14 protein-coding genes are annotated in these 19,226 nt (G+C 40.7%); 11 read left to right on the forward strand and 3 right to left on the reverse strand.

Annotated features, from left to right (window positions below; all coding sequences use genetic code 11):
- Positions 1 to 50: 50 nt before the first annotated feature.
- Together MB380_RS11345 and menD are read left to right on the forward strand one after the other, a co-directional pair.
- On the forward strand, positions 51 to 914 hold the full coding sequence (locus MB380_RS11345; protein WP_101725972.1) for an RNA polymerase sigma factor RpoD/SigA: 864 nt from the start codon (positions 51 to 53) through the stop codon (positions 912 to 914).
- Between the two features lie 59 nt (positions 915 to 973).
- Positions 974 to 2,701: a 2-succinyl-5-enolpyruvyl-6-hydroxy-3-cyclohexene-1-carboxylic-acid synthase gene (menD, locus tag MB380_RS11350; protein ID WP_253522364.1), complete on the forward strand. Its 1,728-nt coding sequence runs from the start codon at positions 974 to 976 to the stop codon at positions 2,699 to 2,701.
- On the opposite strand, the gene MB380_RS11355 is transcribed toward menD, so the two are convergent.
- Complete coding sequence (locus tag MB380_RS11355; protein WP_253522366.1) at positions 2,681 to 3,709, reverse strand: tetratricopeptide repeat protein; 1,029 nt, start codon at positions 3,707 to 3,709, stop codon at positions 2,681 to 2,683. The two genes, menD and MB380_RS11355, sit on opposite strands and share 21 nt — an antisense overlap.
- Before the next feature lie 102 nt (positions 3,710 to 3,811).
- Here MB380_RS11355 and MB380_RS11360 point away from each other — a divergent pair, with 102 nt between their 5' ends.
- Entirely contained in the window at positions 3,812 to 4,054 is a 243-nt protein-coding gene (locus MB380_RS11360; protein WP_101725974.1) for a hypothetical protein, read from the forward strand.
- A 55-nt stretch (positions 4,055 to 4,109) separates the two neighbouring features.
- On the opposite strand, the gene MB380_RS11365 is transcribed toward MB380_RS11360, so the two are convergent.
- Positions 4,110 to 5,918 (reverse strand): M61 family metallopeptidase, encoded by a 1,809-nt coding sequence (locus tag MB380_RS11365; RefSeq protein WP_253522368.1) that lies wholly within the window; start codon positions 5,916 to 5,918, stop codon positions 4,110 to 4,112.
- 269 nt (positions 5,919 to 6,187) lie between these two features.
- On the opposite strand from MB380_RS11365, the gene MB380_RS11370 reads away from it, so the two are divergent.
- The 6 genes from MB380_RS11370 (at position 6,188) to trmB (ending at position 15,390) form a co-directional block, all read left to right on the forward strand.
- On the forward strand, positions 6,188 to 9,199 hold the full coding sequence (locus MB380_RS11370) for a tetratricopeptide repeat protein (protein ID WP_253522370.1): 3,012 nt from the start codon (positions 6,188 to 6,190) through the stop codon (positions 9,197 to 9,199).
- Positions 9,200 to 9,249: 50 nt separating this feature from the next.
- Entirely contained in the window at positions 9,250 to 10,941 is a 1,692-nt protein-coding gene (locus MB380_RS11375; protein ID WP_253522372.1) for a TonB-dependent receptor, read from the forward strand.
- A gap of 40 nt (positions 10,942 to 10,981) precedes the next feature.
- Complete coding sequence (locus tag MB380_RS11380; protein ID WP_253522374.1) at positions 10,982 to 12,064, forward strand: SPOR domain-containing protein; 1,083 nt, start codon at positions 10,982 to 10,984, stop codon at positions 12,062 to 12,064.
- A gap of 83 nt (positions 12,065 to 12,147) precedes the next feature.
- Complete coding sequence (locus MB380_RS11385) at positions 12,148 to 13,146, forward strand: hypothetical protein (RefSeq protein WP_253522376.1); 999 nt, start codon at positions 12,148 to 12,150, stop codon at positions 13,144 to 13,146.
- A gap of 80 nt (positions 13,147 to 13,226) precedes the next feature.
- A complete protein-coding gene (locus MB380_RS11390) occupies positions 13,227 to 14,543 on the forward strand; it encodes a folylpolyglutamate synthase/dihydrofolate synthase family protein (RefSeq protein WP_253522378.1) in 1,317 nt (438 codons plus the stop codon).
- A gap of 193 nt (positions 14,544 to 14,736) precedes the next feature.
- Positions 14,737 to 15,390, forward strand: coding sequence for a tRNA (guanosine(46)-N7)-methyltransferase TrmB (gene trmB / locus MB380_RS11395; RefSeq protein WP_253522380.1), 654 nt, complete (start codon positions 14,737 to 14,739; stop codon positions 15,388 to 15,390).
- A 62-nt stretch (positions 15,391 to 15,452) separates the two neighbouring features.
- Here the strand turns inward: trmB and gap are convergent, their stop codons facing one another.
- The gene (gap, locus tag MB380_RS11400) at positions 15,453 to 16,460 is read right to left on the reverse strand and encodes a type I glyceraldehyde-3-phosphate dehydrogenase (RefSeq protein ID WP_253522381.1); all 1,008 of its coding nucleotides are present in this window, start codon (positions 16,458 to 16,460) and stop codon (positions 15,453 to 15,455) included.
- A 442-nt stretch (positions 16,461 to 16,902) separates the two neighbouring features.
- On the opposite strand from gap, the gene MB380_RS11405 reads away from it, so the two are divergent.
- Together MB380_RS11405 and MB380_RS11410 are read left to right on the forward strand one after the other, a co-directional pair.
- Positions 16,903 to 17,445 carry a metallophosphoesterase family protein gene (locus MB380_RS11405; protein ID WP_253522384.1) on the forward strand — a complete coding sequence of 181 codons (543 nt, stop codon included), beginning with the start codon at positions 16,903 to 16,905 and terminating at the stop codon, positions 17,443 to 17,445.
- A gap of 548 nt (positions 17,446 to 17,993) precedes the next feature.
- Positions 17,994 to 18,803, forward strand: a complete 810-nt coding sequence (locus MB380_RS11410; protein WP_101725984.1) for a 2,3,4,5-tetrahydropyridine-2,6-dicarboxylate N-succinyltransferase — start codon at positions 17,994 to 17,996, stop codon at positions 18,801 to 18,803.
- Positions 18,804 to 19,226 lie beyond the last annotated feature (423 nt).

The raw sequence follows: 19,226 nt of genomic DNA on the forward strand, positions 1-19,226 counted from the left end.
AGTATTCAGTACTCTTAAAAACACTTCATAAAACTGTTCACTGACTTAATATGCGCCAGCTAAAAATTAGTAAGCAAATTACCAATCGTGAGAGCCAATCTCTCGATAAATATCTACAAGAAATTGGTAAGGTAGATTTGCTGACTCCTGATGAGGAAGTAATACTTGCTCAAAAAATCCGTGACGGAGACCAACTTTCACTGGAGCGCTTAACTAAAGCTAACCTTCGTTTCGTGGTTTCTGTTGCCAAGCAATATCAGAATCAGGGGCTTTCGTTGGGTGACTTAATCAATGAGGGTAACCTTGGGCTTATAAAAGCTGCACAAAGATTTGACGAAACCCGTGGTTTCAAGTTCATTTCTTATGCAGTATGGTGGATTCGTCAGTCTATCCTGCAGGCATTGGCCGAGCAATCGCGTATTGTTCGTTTGCCGCTCAACCGTGTGGGTTCATTGAATAAAATCTCTAAAACTTTCTCAGATCTTGAGCAAAAGTTTGAAAGAGAGCCTTCTCCGGAAGAATTGGCCGAGGTACTTGAAATTACAGCTGCCGAGGTTATTGATACACTTAAAATTTCAGGTCGCCACGTATCGGTAGATGCACCGTTTGTTCAGGGTGAAGAAAACAGCCTGTTAGACGTATTGGAAAACGACAGCGAAGAAAAACCAGACCAGGGTCTGATTAACGACTCGCTGCGCCGCGAGGTAATGAGAGCGCTTTCTACCCTTACACAACGTGAAGCCGAGGTAATAACCTATTATTTTGGTTTAAACGGTGAGCAGGCCATGACGTTGGAAGAGATTGGCGAGAAATTTAACCTGACACGCGAACGCGTACGTCAGATTAAAGAAAAAGCTATCCGTCGTTTACGTCAAACCTCAAGAAGCAAAGCCCTTAAGGCTTACTTAGGCTAAAAATTACCTATTTTTTGAATATCAGAAAGGTACGATTCTCGTGCCTTTTTTTGTATAAAATGATGGCTATTCTGCAACCAATCCATAATATTGCCGAAATCTGTGCAAGAAAAAACGTAAAAACAGCTATTCTTTGCCCGGGTTCTCGAAGTGCAGCGCTAACTATATCTATGGCGCGGCACCCTGCCATAAAGACTTACAGCATCAGCGATGAGCGGTCGGCCGGCTTTATCGGTCTTGGCATTGCCCAAAGTACAGGCGAAACCGTTTCGTTGGTTTGTACATCAGGCACAGCAGCGTATAATCTGGCCCCGGCGGTGGCCGAAGCCTATTTTCAGGAGATTCCGCTACTGGTTTTAACGGCAGACCGCCCGGCAGAGTGGATTCATCAGTATGATGGACAGACCATCTATCAGGAAAACATTTTTGGTAAACACGTAAAGAAGAGTTTTCAGCTTCCATCAGACTACAGCCACCCTGATGCCGTTTGGCAAATAGAAAGAGTAGTAAACGAAGCCATTAATCTTTCTCAGGCTCAGCCCAAAGGCCCTGTACATATCAATGTGCCTATCAGAGAGCCCTTTTATCCTGCTGAAGGCGAGGTGGTGGAATTCAACCGCCATGTCCGGATCATTGAACAGATTGCAACTGCAAAAAAGCTGCCGAATAGTTTTTTTGAAACGTTTTATGATATCTGGAATCAATCAGGCAGAAAACTGATTATTGTTGGGCAGCAACAGAACGAAAAGTTAGGCGAGATACTTAAAAATATTTCTGATGAGTTTGGTATCCCGGTTTTGAGCGATGTTATTTCAAACGCCGGTTTTGAAGGGGCCATTACTGCGCATGATGTGTTTCTGTCATCTAAAAATGAGGCATTTCTTGAGTCATTGGCACCGGATTTACTCATTACCTGCGGTAAATCGGTTATTTCAAAGAATCTTAAGCTCTTTATACGTAAATACCAGCCACGTTTTCATTTTCATGTGCAGGAGAACCCGGATTTGATTGACCCGTTCCAGACGCTTACCCATAAACTGGAAGTACAGGAGCAGTATTTCTTTAAAACGCTCTTCAGCGACCTTGACATTCAGAAATTCAAAGAGGGTGACGACGACGAAGACAGTTCGTATCTGGCACGCTGGCAGGCAGCTGATCAGCTAGCAGGAGTGAAGCTGGATAAATTCCTGGCTGATACTACTTTCTCTGAGTTTAAGGCTTTAAAAACAACCATTGGGCAGATTCCTGAGCATTCGGTATTTCATTTAGGAAACAGCATGCCTGTGAGATACGCCAATTTGATTGGCTTGCCATACAACACACATACATTGGTTTTTGCCAACAGAGGCACCAGTGGTATAGATGGCATATTGAGTTCGGCGGTTGGCAATGCTTTGGCGACAGATAAGCTGGTGCTTTGTCTGATTGGAGACGTTTCTTTCTTTTATGACCGAAACGCTTTCTGGAACAACTACCTGCCTGCCAACCTGCGTGTGTTGCTGGTAAATAATCAGGGAGGTAATATTTTCAGAATCATTGACGGCCCTAACAGACAGGCAGAACTGAAAGACTACTTTGTAACACACCAGAACCTGAATGCCAAAAGAACCTGTGCCGATGCCGGAATAACTTATATGGCTGCCACCCAAGAACAAGAGCTGAAAGCATTATTGCCCGATTTCTATGCGGAAGCCCAAAAACCCAAACTGCTGGAAATATTTGTGGATGGAGAAGTGAGTACACAGGTATTCAGAGATTATAAAAATCTATTTGCAAACTTCTCTTAGTCGTTGCTCTGATTTGCTTTCGCTTAGCTTTGCACCAACTTGCCAATATTGGCATGCTTTGGCTTTGTTGCCGTTAAGAAATGAGGCTTCACCTAAATAGTAATTTATCAATTCAACACCCGGGTCGAGCCTCTCGGCCTTTTCAAAATTGGCCAGGGCTTTGCTATAATTTTTACTCAGCAACTCATAAACACCCATGTTTCTAATAGCCCAGGCATTATTGACTTCCAATGCTGATTCAATCAGTTGTTTGCCTTCAGGCAGTTTTCCGGTATTCAAGAGGTAATATCCTTTATTATTTTTATACAAAACACTTTTGTTGATGGCAATGGCTTTATCAACCAGTTCGATAGCCTTGGTGTAGTTGCCTTCATTGGCATAAATCAGGCTCAGGTTATTCAGTGCGAAATCCTGTTTCGGGTTAATGGCTATGGCTTTTTCAAAATTCTGTCTGGCCTGGCTAAAGTTCTTCTCCTGATAATTGATAACACCCAGGTTAGTTAATGCCATATCATTTTCAGGCTGCAGTTGTAAAGCTTTCTGTAAAGCCTGTGTAGCCTGCGGGAAATTGCTTTTTTGTATCAGCGCATTGCTCAGTGTAACATAGTAGAAAGATGAATCCTTATAATACTTCTCAATAGATTTTAGTAAGGATATAGATTCATCCAAGCCGTCGCTGTTCGATAAAGCCTCTGCCAGATTGTATTTAGCCAGCACGAAATCAGAATCTAGCGATACTGCCTTTTCAAAATCAGCAATGGCTCCGCCCAGATTGCCAATAGCTAACTTAGCCGTTCCTCTGTTATTATAGGCATCGGCAAAGGTGGGGGTTTTCTCTATGGCCTCACTAAAAAAATCAATTGCCTTTTTATATTCTGCCTTTTTATAGGCTGCATTGCCCTGAATAAAGAATAACTCAGCATCTTTTTCGTTTCTTGAGCAAGCAACCAAAAGAGCGGCAGCAAAAAAAGTAAATAACTTTATAAAAGTATTGAAAGTGTAATTCATATTAAAATAATAATAAGTAATATTGTTTTTTACCCAATTGCTTTTACAACAGGCAAAACTTGCGTAAAATTGTGCCTCAAAATTGAAACTTCATAGACAACAATGAAATTTATAAAAGAAATTCCGAATAATTACTGCAAGGCGTCACTTTATGCCTGGAACAACAAGTTTATTATTAAGTTTGAAGCAGGTATGTATGAACAGACTTATAAAGTGAGCGAATATGACATATCTGGTGAAGACGAAATTGAAGAAATGCTGGGCGACTCGTTTATGGAAAAGGTAGTGAAGCGTTTCAAAGATATGTCTGAAGACTTTGAGTTGATACTTGACTCGGTTGATTAAAAAAAGATAGGGTTCAAATCAGCCGATTTGAACCCTATAATAAACTTTTACTTTATTATTTTATCCAAAGCCACTTCTTATATAGCATTTCTTGTTCAGGCGTTGGGTTGGCTACTTTTTCAAGTTTTAACTTAGCTGCCGGATTCGCCATCAGGGTTACATCATAAGTAAATTCCCGGCCAAAGCGTTTTACTTTCACTTTCACCACGTCTCCAACTTTTTTATCAGTAATATAATTGCCAACCGGATACTTGTTACCATCAACTTCCAGAATCTCATCATTTACGTTTAAACCTCCATCGTAAGCAGAGGCACCTTTCAAAACCGTGGCAATTTTATTGGTGTTAGGTGCCATGGTTACGCCCAAAAACGGCGTTTTGGTATCATATTCCTTTACGGTTTTCAGGCCAACGTATTTAAAGAAAGCGTCGTAATCAATGGCATCGGTGCTCCATACATATTTCTGAAAGAACGCTTGCATACTTTTGCCTGCCACTTTCTCGCAAGCAGCCTGAAACTCTTCATCTTTATAACCACGGCCCTGTTTGATGTAATACTCGCTCCAAAGCAATTTAAACACATCATCCAGGCTTTTCTGGCCTTTTGTTTCACCAATAATGTATAAGTTAATCAATCCACCTAAAACGCCACCTTTATTGTAATAAGAGATAGTGCTGTTGGCAGAGTTTTCGTTCGGGCGATAATACTTAATCCAGGCGTCCCAGCTTGCTTCAGCTACCGACTGTACCTGCTGGCCGGGTTGGTTTTCAATACCTGCAATAGAAGATGCTGTTCTATCTTCAAATTCTTTTGGGGTAATAAGCCCGGCTCTAAGCAAAATGTGGTTCTGATAAAATGACGTGAATCCCTCTGCTACCCAAAGCATGTGCGTATAGTTCTCGTTGTCATAATCAAATGGCCCAAGGGCAATTGGTCTGATACGCTTTACATTCCACAAGTGAAAATACTCATGGGCTATCAGACCCATAAAACCTTTAAAGCCTGCCTCGCTGGCGTAAGCAACTGGTGATGTCTGACAGGTAGTAGAGTTGAGGTGTTCAAGCCCGCCACCAATACCCGGCAGGTGATGAATAATAAAGGTGTAATCTTTGCAGGGGTGCACACCTACAACTGTGGCCGCTGCTTCGGTTACTTTCTTGTACGCCTCTGTTACTTTCTGCTCGTCATATTGCAGCGGGCCGTTGCTATACATGGCAACTGAATGCGGAATGTTCTGAATCTCGAAAGTCAGCACCTTGTGTGTTCCAATTTCAATGGGGCTGTCAACCACCATATCAAAGTCGGGGGCAAAGAACGTGTTTTCAGCATCACTTACCTTCTTTAGGCCTGTTGAGATGGAGTTCCATCCGGTATAAGGCTTTATGGCAATTGTAGACGGATATTTTTTCAGCTGCGGCACATACATAAATACACTGGCGCCGTTCAGATAACCATGGGTGTCGTCCAGAAAGCTGGTGCGCACGCTTAGCTCAAAAGCATAAACTTTATAGTTCACCGTCACTTCGTTAGCGCCATTGGTATAAACGCGCCACGTATTTTTATTAATTTTTTCGGCCTTTACTTTTCTGGCGTCGGCTATAGCTTCAAAGCCTTCCACATTTTTGGCGTACTCACGCACCAGGTAAGAGCCGGGAGTCCAGACAGGCATTTTAAAATCAACATAAGCTTTTTGGGCAAGTTCTTTTATTTTCCTGATGTTGGCCAGCTTCATACTTACCTCAAAATAGTGAGTCGACGGGCGGCTCATCGCAAGTGAGTAGTTGATGTGGGTGGTTTGCGCATTGAGATAAGAAAAAGATAATAAAGCGAAGATTAAAATGAGAAGAAATGATTTTTTTTTCATTTTGTCAATGGGTTATTTGATTTGTTGATGTAAGAAAACAATTTTTTTTTCTGACATACGTTTTTTGCTTGAAATTACTTCTATTTTTCTTCTTTCACAAAAAATGACATTCTCTTTGGATTAAACTTTTATCTTTCAGATTGTTAATTTTTACTTTCAATAGCTACCTTTGGTCATAATTGATCTGAGCACTTTTGCTATCGGTATTACTGACCCCAAATATTGACTCTTAAAAATATTCCCCCGGGGGTTGGGGAATTTCAGACCCTATGAAAAAGACGTTATTCTTTAGCACCGTCTCCTGCTTACTAAACATGGGCATTGAGTCTTTCGCCCAAAACACAATGGCCTACACCGACCCGGAATCTTATTACCATAAGGGTGTAGAACTTTTTCAGAAAAAAGTATATGCTCCGGCACGTGAAGAATTCAGGCATTACATTCAAGCAACCCAAAAGACCCTGAATGCCAATGAGTTTAACCTTACCAATGCCGAGTATTATGCAGCGTTATCGGGGCTTTATACTAAAAATCCGGATGCCGATATTGAAATCGAGCGATTTGTGATTAACCATTCAGACCACCCCAAAGCCAAAATTATTTTTGGCGACCTGGGCAATTATTTCTATGCCGAAGGCGACTACAAGCGGGCTATTCATTATTTTGAGAAAGCATCGGCTGAAAACCCGGCATCAGAACAAAACATTGAGCTGAAATATAAGCTGGCTGTATCTTACTACCTCATTAACGACTTTGCCAAAGCGCTTCCTGTATTCAATGAGGTTAAGACGGTAGACTCTGAGTTCTCGGCGCATGCTTACTATTATGCCGGCGTAATTAATTACAAAAACGAAAATTATGAAGCTGCCCTGGCAGACCTGAAACAGGTTGAAAACATAGCGCCCTATAAAACAGAAGTGCCTAACTGGATAGCCAATATTTTATATGTTTCTAAAAAATACGACCAGCTACTGGCCTACACAGAGCCCATTATTGAAAAACCCAATGGCCGCAAAATAGACGATATGTGTCTGGTAACGGCAGAGGTTTGCTATTTCAGAGATGATTTTACCAAAGCCGCCAGATATTATGAGCGTTACAAAACATTCAGAAAAGGCTCGGTATCCAATCAGGTAGCTTTCAGGCACGCTTACAGCCTCTACAAAACCGAAAACTATGCTAAGGCCATAGAAAACTTCAAGAAAATTGCTACCCAGAATAACGAACTGGGCCAGCAGGCTGCCTATTACCTGGGTATTTCTTCATTAAAGGTAAACGACCTGAACAGCGCCCTGGCAGCTTTTGAAAGAGCCAAAAGCAGTAATTTTGATAAAATTATCCAGGAAGAGGCACTTTTTAACTATGCAAAAGTGGCCATTGATATAGGCAACAGCCAACAAGGCCTTACCGAACTGCAAAACTACCTGAAAGTTTACCCCACCGGCAAGTATGAAGATGAGGCCAGCGAATTGATGAGCGAGGTAATGTTTGAAGCCAATAATTACATACAAGCCATTGCTTATATTGAAGGTTTGAAAAAACGCACCCCAAAGCTAAATGAGGCATACCAACGCCTGGCTTATGGGCAGGGAGTGCTTGACTTTAACGCCGAAAGATTTACCAAAGCCATTGAGTTTTTTGAAAAGTCGCTTAAACAACCGGTTAACAATGAATTAAGGCAAAATGCCACGTTCTGGAAAGCTGAGGCGGCCTATGCTGCCAAATTACCTGAAACGGCTGGTTTGTACCGGGATGTGCTAAACGGCAACTTCAGTACCGAACTGAAACAGAAAAGCAAATATGCCCTTGGATACCTGCACTACAACAATAAAGAATACAAACAGGCAGGCAGCTACTTTAAAGACTACCTGAAAGCCCCAAAAACAGAGGCAAACCGCCAGAATTATGAAGATGCCATTGTAAGAATAGGCGACTGCAACCTGGCAGATAAAAACTACGATGAAGCCATTAAGTATTATGACCTTGCGATAAGAGATAATCGCACCGAGAAAGACTATGCCCTGTACCAAAAAGCGCTTACGCTAACCTTTGTAGGCAGAAATCAGGAAGCGCTTCAACTCTTTGACCGTGTATCGGCACAGTATCCTAATTCAAGACTGGTTGACGATGCCTGGTTTCAGAATGCCACGCTTGAGCTTGACAAAGGCAACTACCAGAATGCAGTAAACCTCTTGAGCCGCATGGTGCGCGAGCGCCCGAAGAGCAATTTAATACCGCAGGCACTTATGAAACGTGCATTGGCCTATGGTAACCTTAAAAACTATGAAGCTGCGCTAAACGATTACAAGGTAATTGTAATGCGCTACGGAAAAACAGATGTGGCAGAAAACGCACTTCTGGGTCTGCAAGAAACCCTCAATACTTTGGGCAGGTCTGAAGAGTTTTCGGCAGTGGTTGAAGAATACAAGAAGGGTAACCCCGGTAGTGGCTCTGTTGAGGGTCTTGAATATGAAACTGCCAAGAATCTGTACCTGAATGAAAAATATGCAAGTGCGGTGTCGGCACTTCAAAAATTCATTGCCGGTTATCCGGGCAGTACCAATGCCTTTGAAGCCAAATACTATCTGGCTGATGCCTACTACATGCAGAACGACAAAACCAATGCACTGAGATTCTATAATCAGGTAATAAGCGATAACCGCACCAGTTATGTAACCAAATCGGCATTGCGGGTTGCCAGCATTGAGTCGGCAGCCAAAAACTATAAAAATGCCATAACGGGTTACCGTGCTGTTATTTTGTCATCTTCCAACAAGCGCGATATAGTAACAGCCTGGCAGGGCCTGGCAGAAGCCTACAACCTGAGCGGTAAACAAGACTCTACCATTTACTTTGCCCGCGAGATTATCAACAACGGCGGTAACATTGTAATGGGGGCTTCTAATAAAGCGCAACTGTATATAGGCAAAGCTTACATGGGTAAAAATGATTTAACCAGAGCAGAAGAAGAATTTAGAAAAACCATAGCGCTGGCTAAAGACGTTAACGGGGCAGAAGCCCTGTATCTGATTGGAGAAATGCAGTATCGTTCTAAAAAATACAAAGAGTCAATTAAAACAATACAGGAACTTGCCCAGGACTTCTCGGATTTTCTGGTTTGGTATGAAAAAGGGTTCTTCCTGATTACAGACAACTATATTGCTATGAACGATTACTTTATGGCCAAAGCAACGTTGAAATCGATTATCGAAAACTCAGAAACCACAGAAACGGTTGCACTAGCTAAAAAAAGACTGAAAGAAATTGAAAATAAAGAGTAAAACACAGGCAATTGCCTGATTATTTTTCAAACATTTTAAAGTATTTCTCCATGAAATTCAAGATACAAACGCATATTAAAAATATTTATAACCTGTTAATAATTACCTCGCTGGGTCTGGTAGCCATGCCTGCTCTGGCACAGCTTGACGACGACGTGGTGATTACCAAAGACCGGAAGGTAGAACTACCACCTGCCAACCGTGTTTTTGAGAAAATACCTGCGCTTAAACCTACATCAGAAGAAAAAACCATGCGTTACACGTTCTTCGACCGTAAACCCAAAGGTGTAGAAGAAGTAAAGTTTAACCCTAACGTTGTGGCGCCAGAAGGTACCAAAAACAATGAAGAGCTTGAAACTTACAATAACTACGCAACTCTGGGGGCGGGTAATTACGGCCGTTTGCTGGGCGAAGTATTTCTAAATTCTAATCAGGAGAACAACCTAATTATTGGTGTGCATGCTTATCATAACTCTACCGCACGCGGGCCGGTTGATGATAAAAACTCATCTAACATGTATAGTAAAGCCGAAATAACGGGTAAGTATCTGGCAGAGAAGTTTCAGTTGAATGCCGGATTGAACTACAACCGCGACCAGTATTATTTTTACGGCTACCAACGCCCGCGCGAAGACCTTGACCGCAAGGATATCCGGCAGGTATTAAATACGGTTCAGTTTAATGTCGGCTTTGAAAACACCGCTCCGAACGCAAGAGTTGACTACGGCATTAAAACCTACATCCGTTCGTTAAAGAATATTTATGAGGCTCAGGAAACCGACTGGGGGTCTAGCTTCAGGGCGTATTTCCCGATTATTACTGAAAAATTTGTTGCCGGTGTTGATGCAGAGGCTTATGTTACCCAAAGAACCGACGATGTGGTTGACAAAAGAAATTTGTTTAGAGTTACACCCACTTTTAAACTTAATTTCCGCAATTTCGGAGCCAATATAGGCTTTAAAGCGGTGAATGAGTTTGACGAAGTAAAGAAAATTAACCGCACAATGGGTTTCCCAATGGTAGAGCTTATCTACAAACACAAGGGCATGCTTTTCTTTTATGCAGGGCTTGATGGAGACATTATCAGAAACACCCTTGGGTCAATGCTGAACGAGAACCCTTATTTAAAATCGCGGGTGTCGTTATTGAATACCGAAAAAAACAAGGAAATTTACATTGGTACCAAAGGCGATTTGAGTAAAGGCTTAAGTTATAACCTGAGAGCCGCCACCGGAAATTACAAAAATCTTTATTTCTTCAATAATTACTCGCCTGATTTTGGCGATGCCCTGGGCGACACCGCCAAGTTTAACATACTTTACGAAACCGAAAGCACCCGTTACTACAATGTAACGTTACAGCTAAACTACCAGCTGGCAGAAGTATGGCGTACCAATCTGAAAGTTGATTATAATAACTATGAAACCAAAGCGTACGAAAAACCTTTCCATCGCCCGGCTGTTATAACCAAATGGGGCAATAGTTTTTTTGTTACAGACAAGTTTCTGGCCAATCTTGATTTATACTATTTCGGAAAAACATTTGCCAAAAACCCAACCACCGATGCCATTGTTACCAACAAAGACATAGTTGATGTGAATACTGAGTTTGATTACCTGTTCAGCAAACAATTTACAGCCTTTGTTAAACTAAATAACCTGTTAGGGAGAAAGTACGAACGATTCTTATATTATCCGCAACAGGGTTTAAATTTTCTTGTGGGAGTCAACTTTTCATTTTAATTTAGCATAAAAGATAGCCCCCAAATACAAGTTAAGCCTTATGAAACCTGTTGCAGAATACATCAGAACGCTGCTTTTTGAGCATGATTATGTGGCGGTTCCGAACTTCGGAGCATTTATTGCCAACTACATGCCTTCCAGTTTGAATGATATCAGCGGTTCGCTTATGCCACCGCAGAAAAAAATTGCGTTCAATGAAATTTTGAAGCACGACGACGGGCTATTGGCCACCTATATATCAAGAAGAGAAAGCGTAACCATAGATGAAGCCAAAAGAACAATCCAGAATTTCGTATCTGAAATTAAAGGTTCTCTTGCAAGCCAAAGGGCATTTCATTTCGAAAGAATTGGCAATTTCTCGTTAAATGAAGAAAACAATCTGGTTTTCGACCCAGACAGACGTCATAACTTTTTTAGTGAAAGCTTTGGGTTCGATAGCATTTTCCCTCGTACAGTAGATAAGCCCAGCTATACCATGAGCCAGACATTTGATGTAGAAGATGAACTGGTAATGGAAAAAGAATCGTACACCAGTACAGACGGCACATTTAAATGGAAATACGTTTTATATACAGTGCCGGTACTCCTGGTTTCTACGGGCCTTTTCTTTGTTTTGTTATCAAGAACAGAAAAAACAGAAGCTCCGGCCAGAAGCAGTTTTAATCCTTTAGATTATCTACCAAAAAAGACGGTTGTAGTAAAACAGCCGGAAGCTATTGCAGAGAAAGATTCAATTGCACAGCAGGTAATTAAACCAGAGGCAGACAGCACCTGGGGCGCTACCGAAACAAAGGCAATTGAAGCGCCATTAAAAAATGTACCTATTGAAACCAAACCTTTTGAAAAACCCATTGAGGCTTCTAAAACAGTTGCAGAAACACCTGCAATAAATAGTATTGAAAAGCGTTATCTGATTGTTTCAGGGATATTTAAAAATAAAGAAAACGTAAAAAGACTCAGCGCCAGTTTACTTAAAAACGGCTTTTCGCCAAGAGTAATAGAAACCAACGGGCTGATGAAAGTGGTAGCTGCCGAAGCAGACTCGATGGAAGAAGCCAATGCCATAGCAGATAAACATCAGAAACTGATTGGAGAAAAACCGGCTATTATTAAAAGTAAATAAGGGTTTTCTATATATTTATAACCTGTAAGCCATACTTACAGGTTTTTTTGTAGCTGATTGTTCATAATTAACCAATATTATTGATGCAAACCACATCACTCAAAGAAGACAACAAAAAGACGCAATCGCAGGCATTTGTGATCAGCATAATTATTTATGGTGCTTTCCTGACGCTTTTGTTTTTTCTGAAGCTTATTTACACACCACCCGAAGAACCCGAAGGTGTAGAACTCAATTATGGTATTGACCTGGTGGGCACCGGAGACCTGCAAACTACCAATAAGGCTAATGAGTCGCCCAATGACTATGACGTTAAACCGGCAGCCAATGAAGAGGAGTCTAAGCCTGTAAAAGTAAAACCCGTAGTAAGCCCGCCACCGGTAGTTGAAAAACCAGCCAAAGTGGTAGTAAAAGAAACTCCGGCCAGACCTGTTGTAACGGCCGATGAAGAAAGCCCGGTTACCGCCAAAACAAGCGATAAACCCGTAAAAAAAACAGAGGTAAAACCGATAGTAAAGCCAAGCCCTGTTGAAACCAAAACCGCAGCCCCCAAACCAGAGCCTGTGCAGCCTGAAACACCTAAAAGAACGGTAGATAATGGCTCGCTGTTTAAAAAGGGTTCTAAAGGCACTGCAGGAGCCAACGGAGCCAGTTCTAACTCTAATGGTACTATTGGCACACGTGACGGCATAGGAGGCAATAACAACGGTGATGGCAAGCCCGGCGAAGTAGGAGACAAAGGAGACCCCAGTGGAACCCTGGAAGGCAAAAGCCTTTATGGTAACCCCGGCAAAGGTGGCTCAGGGGCTTCAATTGGTGGTTTAAGTGGCTGGAATAAAAAGAAATTGTCTTTGCCTAATGATGGGTCAAGCGAAACCGGAAGAATTGTTTTCAGCGTAACTGTAGACGACACTGGAGATGTAGTGGCCATTAAAGTAAACGAATCTACCGTTAGCCCTTCGGTGCAGAATTTCTATAAGAATTACATTCAGAAAAACCTGGGTTCATTTCTTACACCAGAAGGCACAGCGCCTCCCAGAGCTACCGGGACTATCACCATTAATATCAGGTCGGGCAACTAACACATAATAATTGCCGAATCTTTATTAATTTTGCAAAAATCTTTAAAAGGTGATTTTACAATCACCTTTTTTTATTGTCGATGAACTACGAAGAAACCATTCATTACCTATATGCCATGCTGCCGGTCTTTCACCGCGAAGGAGCGAAGGCATTTAAGCCCAATCTGGATAATATTATCGCATTGTGTGAATATCTGGGTAATCCACAACAGCAATTCAGGAGCATCCATATAGCAGGTACTAATGGTAAAGGCAGTACGTCGCATTACATGGCTTCTGTTCTGCAATGTGCGGGGTATAAAACAGGTCTTTATACATCGCCACATTTAAAAGATTACACCGAAAGATTCAGAATAAATGGCAAATCTATTCAAAAAGCGAATGTAATTTCATTTGTAGAAACCCATCAGGTTTTCATTGAGCAACTGAGGCCGTCGTTCTTTGAACTGAGCGTAGCGCTGGCTTTTGATTTTTTTGCCCGCGAAAAAGTTGACATAGCCGTTATTGAAGTGGGCCTGGGTGGCAGGCTTGACTCCACCAATGTCATTCATCCGGAACTGTGTATAATAACCAATATCGGTTTCGACCACATGGATATTCTCGGAGACACGCTTCCAAAAATTGCCACCGAAAAAGCCGGAATAATAAAGTCGGGTGTGCCTGTTGTGATATCGGAAAGACATGAACAAACCGAAGCGGTGTTTATCTCAAAGGCTGCACAGGCCGGGGCACCCATTTACTTTGCAGAAGACTTTTTTACGGTTGAGGAATCAAAGACAGGCCATGACAGCTTGAAGCTACTAACAGACGTAAGAGATAAAAACAGACAGATAGTTTTTGAGGGTTTGGAATCTCAGCTGATAGGCAACTATCAATTAAAAAACCTTACGGGTGTTTTTAAGGCAATTGAGATGCTGCAAACAAAAGGCTTCGCTATCAGTAATAAAGCCATTGCAGACGGTATAGCAGAAGTGGTAACACTAACCGGCCTGAAAGGTCGCTGGCAGGTATTGAGCAAACAACCACTGACTGTTTGTGACACAGGCCATAATGAACATGGCCTTAAAATCATTCTACGGCAGATAGAGAAGTTGTTTGCAACCGGGCTTGTAAACGGCCGGAAGCACTTTGTGTTAGGCTTTGTAAAGGATAAAAATGTGGCAGACATACTGGCTTTGTTTCCAGTAGATGCGAACTATTATTTTTGTCAGGCCGATTCCCCCAGGGCTTTAAATGCACATCATTTGGCAGAAACCGCGCGGTCGTCAGGTTTAATCGGCCAGGTTATTCCAGATGTTAATGCAGCACTTAAAACAGCCAGAGACGCTGCCCAAAACAACGACTTTATCTATATTGGTGGTAGCACATTTGTAGTTGCAGAGTTAAACGAGCTATAACTTTCAATACTTTTTATATTTTTTAAAAACATAAACTGTATTGTTTTTTATAAAAAGTATTTAGCGCTTTAAATAGGCTAGGTACCCCAAAAACGCCTGAAAACACAACATTTAAAGTATTTAAACAAGATTTCATAATCATTAATAATATTAACAATACTTTTATAAAGTATCAATTAAAATAAATAGGAGAGTGGCAAGACAAAAATTACCGAGGTTTATACATAATGCCCAGGCAGAAAATGTAATTGAAAGAGGCAAAGAGTTTTACACAACCATTAAAGGCCGCTGGAGAGAGATATATTTCAAAAACAATAACCCCATTGTGCTTGAACTGGCCTGCGGCAAAGGTGAATATTCTATTGGGCTGGCCAGACAGTTTCCGGATAAAAACTATATCGGAATTGATATAAAGGGCGACAGAATTGCCCGTGGAAGCAAGCGAGCCATTGAAAACAACCTAAGTAATGTGGCTTTTTTGCGCACACCTATCAATTTTCTGGAAGAATTTTTTGAAGAAAACGAGGTTGACGAAATTTGGTTGATACACCCGGACCCACAGCCCCGCGACAAGGAAGAAAAGAAGCGATTAACGAATCCGGCATTTCTGGCACTCTATAAAAAGATACTGAAACCTGACGGCAACTTCTTTTTCAAGACAGATAACAGCGGTTTGTTTGAATACTCACTGGGCACTATTCCTGAAGCCGGCTTCACTATCCTTCGCCAAACCACCGATTTATATGAATCAGACATGCTGGCAGAACACTACGACATCGTAACGCATTACGAAAAGCTATTTGTAGAGAAAGGCTTTAAAATCAATTACCTGGCCGCCAGGCCATAAAAACAAAAGGCCTGCTCAATGAAATGAACAGGCCTTTGTTTTAAGCAAACTATATCTACTTACTAGATAAGTGTTGCAAAGTATTTTACGGTTCTAACCAATTGGCTAACGTAGCTCATTTCGTTATCATACCAGCTAACAGTTTTTACAAGTTGTTTATCACCAACGGTAACAACTTTGGTTTGAGTGGCATCAAACAAACTTCCGTAAGTAATACCAATGATATCGCTACTTACAATTTCATCTTCATTATAGCCAAAGCTTTCATTGCTTGCTGCTTTCATTGCGGCGTTAACCTCTTGCAATGTAACAGTTTTTTCAAGAACAACTGTCAACTCTGTTAAGCTACCAGTAATAGTTGGTACACGTTGCGCACCACCATCCAGTTTACCTTTCAACTCAGGCAATACAAGGCCAATTGCTTTGGCAGCACCAGTACTGTTAGGTACAATGTTAGCTGCGGCAGCTCTTGCTCTGCGTAGATCACCTTTCGGATGCGGCGCATCTAGTGTATTTTGGTCGTTAGTGTAGGCGTGAACGGTTGTCATGCTTCCAAGCACAATACCAAAGTTATCGTTAAGGGCTTTTGCCATCGGAGCCAGACAGTTGGTAGTACAACTTGCACAACTGATGATGGTTTCGCTACCGTCAAGAATGTTGTGGTTTACGTTGTACACAATCGTCTTAAGGTCACCGGTTGCAGGTGCGCTGATAATTACTCTTTTAGCGCCGGCAGTTAAGTGAGCAGCGGCTTTATCTTTATCAGTAAAGAATCCTGTACATTCAAGTACAACATCTACTTCATGAGTACCCCAAGGAATCTCAGCCGGATTTCTTTGCGCATAGATTTTAATTTCTTCACCATTTACTATTACGCTATTGTCAGTAGACTTTACTTCGGCATCAAATCGACCCTGGGCACTATCATATTTTAGTAAATGAGCTAGTACCGAAGGACTCGTTAAATCGTTAATCGCAACTACATCAATTCCTTCCATGTTGTAAATCTGGCGATAGGCAAGTCTACCAATTCGGCCAAATCCATTAATAGCTACTTTAATTTTAGACATTTTAAAATATATTGGTTTAAGTGGTACGATTTTGCAAGTTAAGAAGATTTTTTCTATTCACGAAAAGAGAGCTTATTTTAAGGATTAAATATTGGTAATATTCAATTAAAGCTTCCATAAATGCGAAAGCCAACAGGTAAACCCCAGGCCAAAATAGCTTCACTTACAATAAAAGTATTATACAATTTATCATTCATCTATACATAAGGCCCAATTTTAACGGCATAATAGAAAAACTTTCATTTTTAAAATTGAGAAAAATTTCGTATATTAGGTAAAACGGGCATTTAAGTATTAAACCCAAACAAGGTTTTAAAACTTTAATCGCTATAGATACAATTAATTACAGATGTATTTAGTTCAGTAAAATTCATTTTTAATCAGCCAGTTAATGATATGAAACCAATTAAACATTATATATTTTTTTACTTTAAAAACCACAATGAAACATTTTTTTAGCTCAGATTATCATTTTGACCACCAAAATATTCTGAGGTATGACAACAGGCCGTTCGCAACAATAGATCAGATGAACGAAGCCATTATTAAAAGGCATAACAGCCAGGTAAGCAAAGAAGACCACTTCTATTTTTTAGGAGATTTTGCATTCTCGAAAGACAAATACCGTATCGAACAACTATTAAAGCGCCTAAATGGTAAGAAGTTCTTTATTAAGGGGAATCATGACTATTACGATACCATCAAGCTGTATGAAAGATGGGGCGAGTATCTGGGTGAACAAAAAACTATTAAAATAGACACCCAATGGATTGTTCTGAATCATTTCTGTTTGAGAGAATGGGACAGAAAACACCACGGCAGCTGGCATCTTTTTGGGCATACGCATCATAGGCTGCCTTATGACCATGAGAATCTGACAATGGATGTAGGCATTAACGGCTATGATTATTATCCGGTTGAGTTTAATGAGATAAAAACCTACATGAACCAAAAGGCTAGTAAACAAAATACTAAAGCCTACTAAAATACTAAGCCTTCTAAAACTAATTCAATTAAAAGAGCCGAGCGGGTAACAACATAAAATTTGAATCCTCCTTCGTTACCCGTAACTCACAACATCTTCAGCGCAATCTCTTCCATCACAGCATCCATTTATTTATTTAGTAGCATTTTGCATTTCTTTGCTTATTGACTTAGATAATAGGGAGTTAACGAAAATTAGTAATCTAATTGCAAACTTACTAATTAGCAAACACATGGCAACTAACCAAATTAGCTAATCAATGCTAAATTAGTACTACTAAGTCTAAAATTATTAGTCTTTATTCTGCTAAAGACTTCACTATTTTTGTCAGTTTATCTGCCGGATACTCTACATTTTATAATGCTGCGTGCGTAAGGTAGAATGACTTAAAATAGGGGAGATGTTGTTTATCTAATAATATAGCCCTAAATTTGCAGTAAATAGGAACGGACAAAAAACAACTTAAAATATCCTTAAAATTATTTAGTAACAAGCACATTATCAGACGATTACATATTATTAATTAATGTTTTAAATCACCAATCTCAATGTCATTAAAAACAATTATTGAAGCTGCGTGGGACGATAGAAGCCTGTTAAACGACCCGGCCACCAAGAGTGCAATTGAAACAATTATAAGTGAAGTTAATGATGGAATTATTCGTGTTGCCAGCCCCAATGAAGATGGCAGCTGGACAACCCACGACTGGATAAAGAAAGCAATTATTCTATATTTCCCACTTCAGCAAATGAGTATTCAGGAAGTGGGCATATTTGAATACCACGATAAAATGAAACTAAAAACCGGATATGATCAGATTGGCGTACGCGTTGTGCCTCCTGCTGTGGCCCGTTATGGCTCATATCTGGCTAAAGGTGTTATCCTGATGCCGTCTTATGTAAACATTGGCGCTTATGTAGATTCAGGCACAATGGTAGACACCTGGGCTACTGTTGGAAGCTGCGCCCAGATAGGAAAAGATGTACATCTGAGCGGTGGTGTGGGTATCGGAGGGGTGCTTGAACCTGCTCAGGCATCGCCGGTAATCATTGAAGACGGCGCCTTTATCGGGTCACGCTGTATAGTGGTAGAAGGCGCCAGAATCGGCAAAAGAGCCGTTTTAGGGGCAGGTGTTACCATAACCAGCAGTTCTAAGATTATAGACGTAAATACGGGCAAAGAATACGTTGGATACGTGCCAGACAACTCGGTTGTTATACCAGGTATGTTGCCTAAAAAGTACCCGGCCGGCGATTTTGGCGTACCTTGCGCTTTAATTATTGGTCAAAGAAAAACAAGTACTGATCTTAAAACATCATTGAATGATGCCTTAAGAGAAAATAATGTGTCAGTTTAGAAACATAAATTGAAGTTATAACAATAAAGGGCTGGCAGTTATTCTGTCAGCCCTTTATTGTTTACAAGCATTAATAGTGCAATTTACAATACATATACGTTACAAATGAAAATTACATAAATAAATACCTTATTTTTAATGTAATTTACTACCAATTAGTCTATCTGGACAGGTATTTACAACAATTATGCTATAAAGGCACTCACGCAAAGCTATAATAATTGATTATTTTAAATTACCGGCTTAGACATAAGGCCGTGAGATACACAAGAAATAATTACCTTTGTTTATAGAAGAGGTTGTTTAGGAGCAGTAATTACAGGACAATAAAAAAAGCCCAATCTAAAGCATGATTGGACTTTCTGACGATTGAATCCCAAATTGTTGGCATTTCTACCTACAAATTAAACCTTTACTTAATTT

This window comes from Emticicia sp. 21SJ11W-3, assembly GCF_024138715.1.
GTDB classification, from domain to species: Bacteria; Bacteroidota; Bacteroidia; order Cytophagales; family Spirosomataceae; genus Emticicia; species Emticicia fluvialis.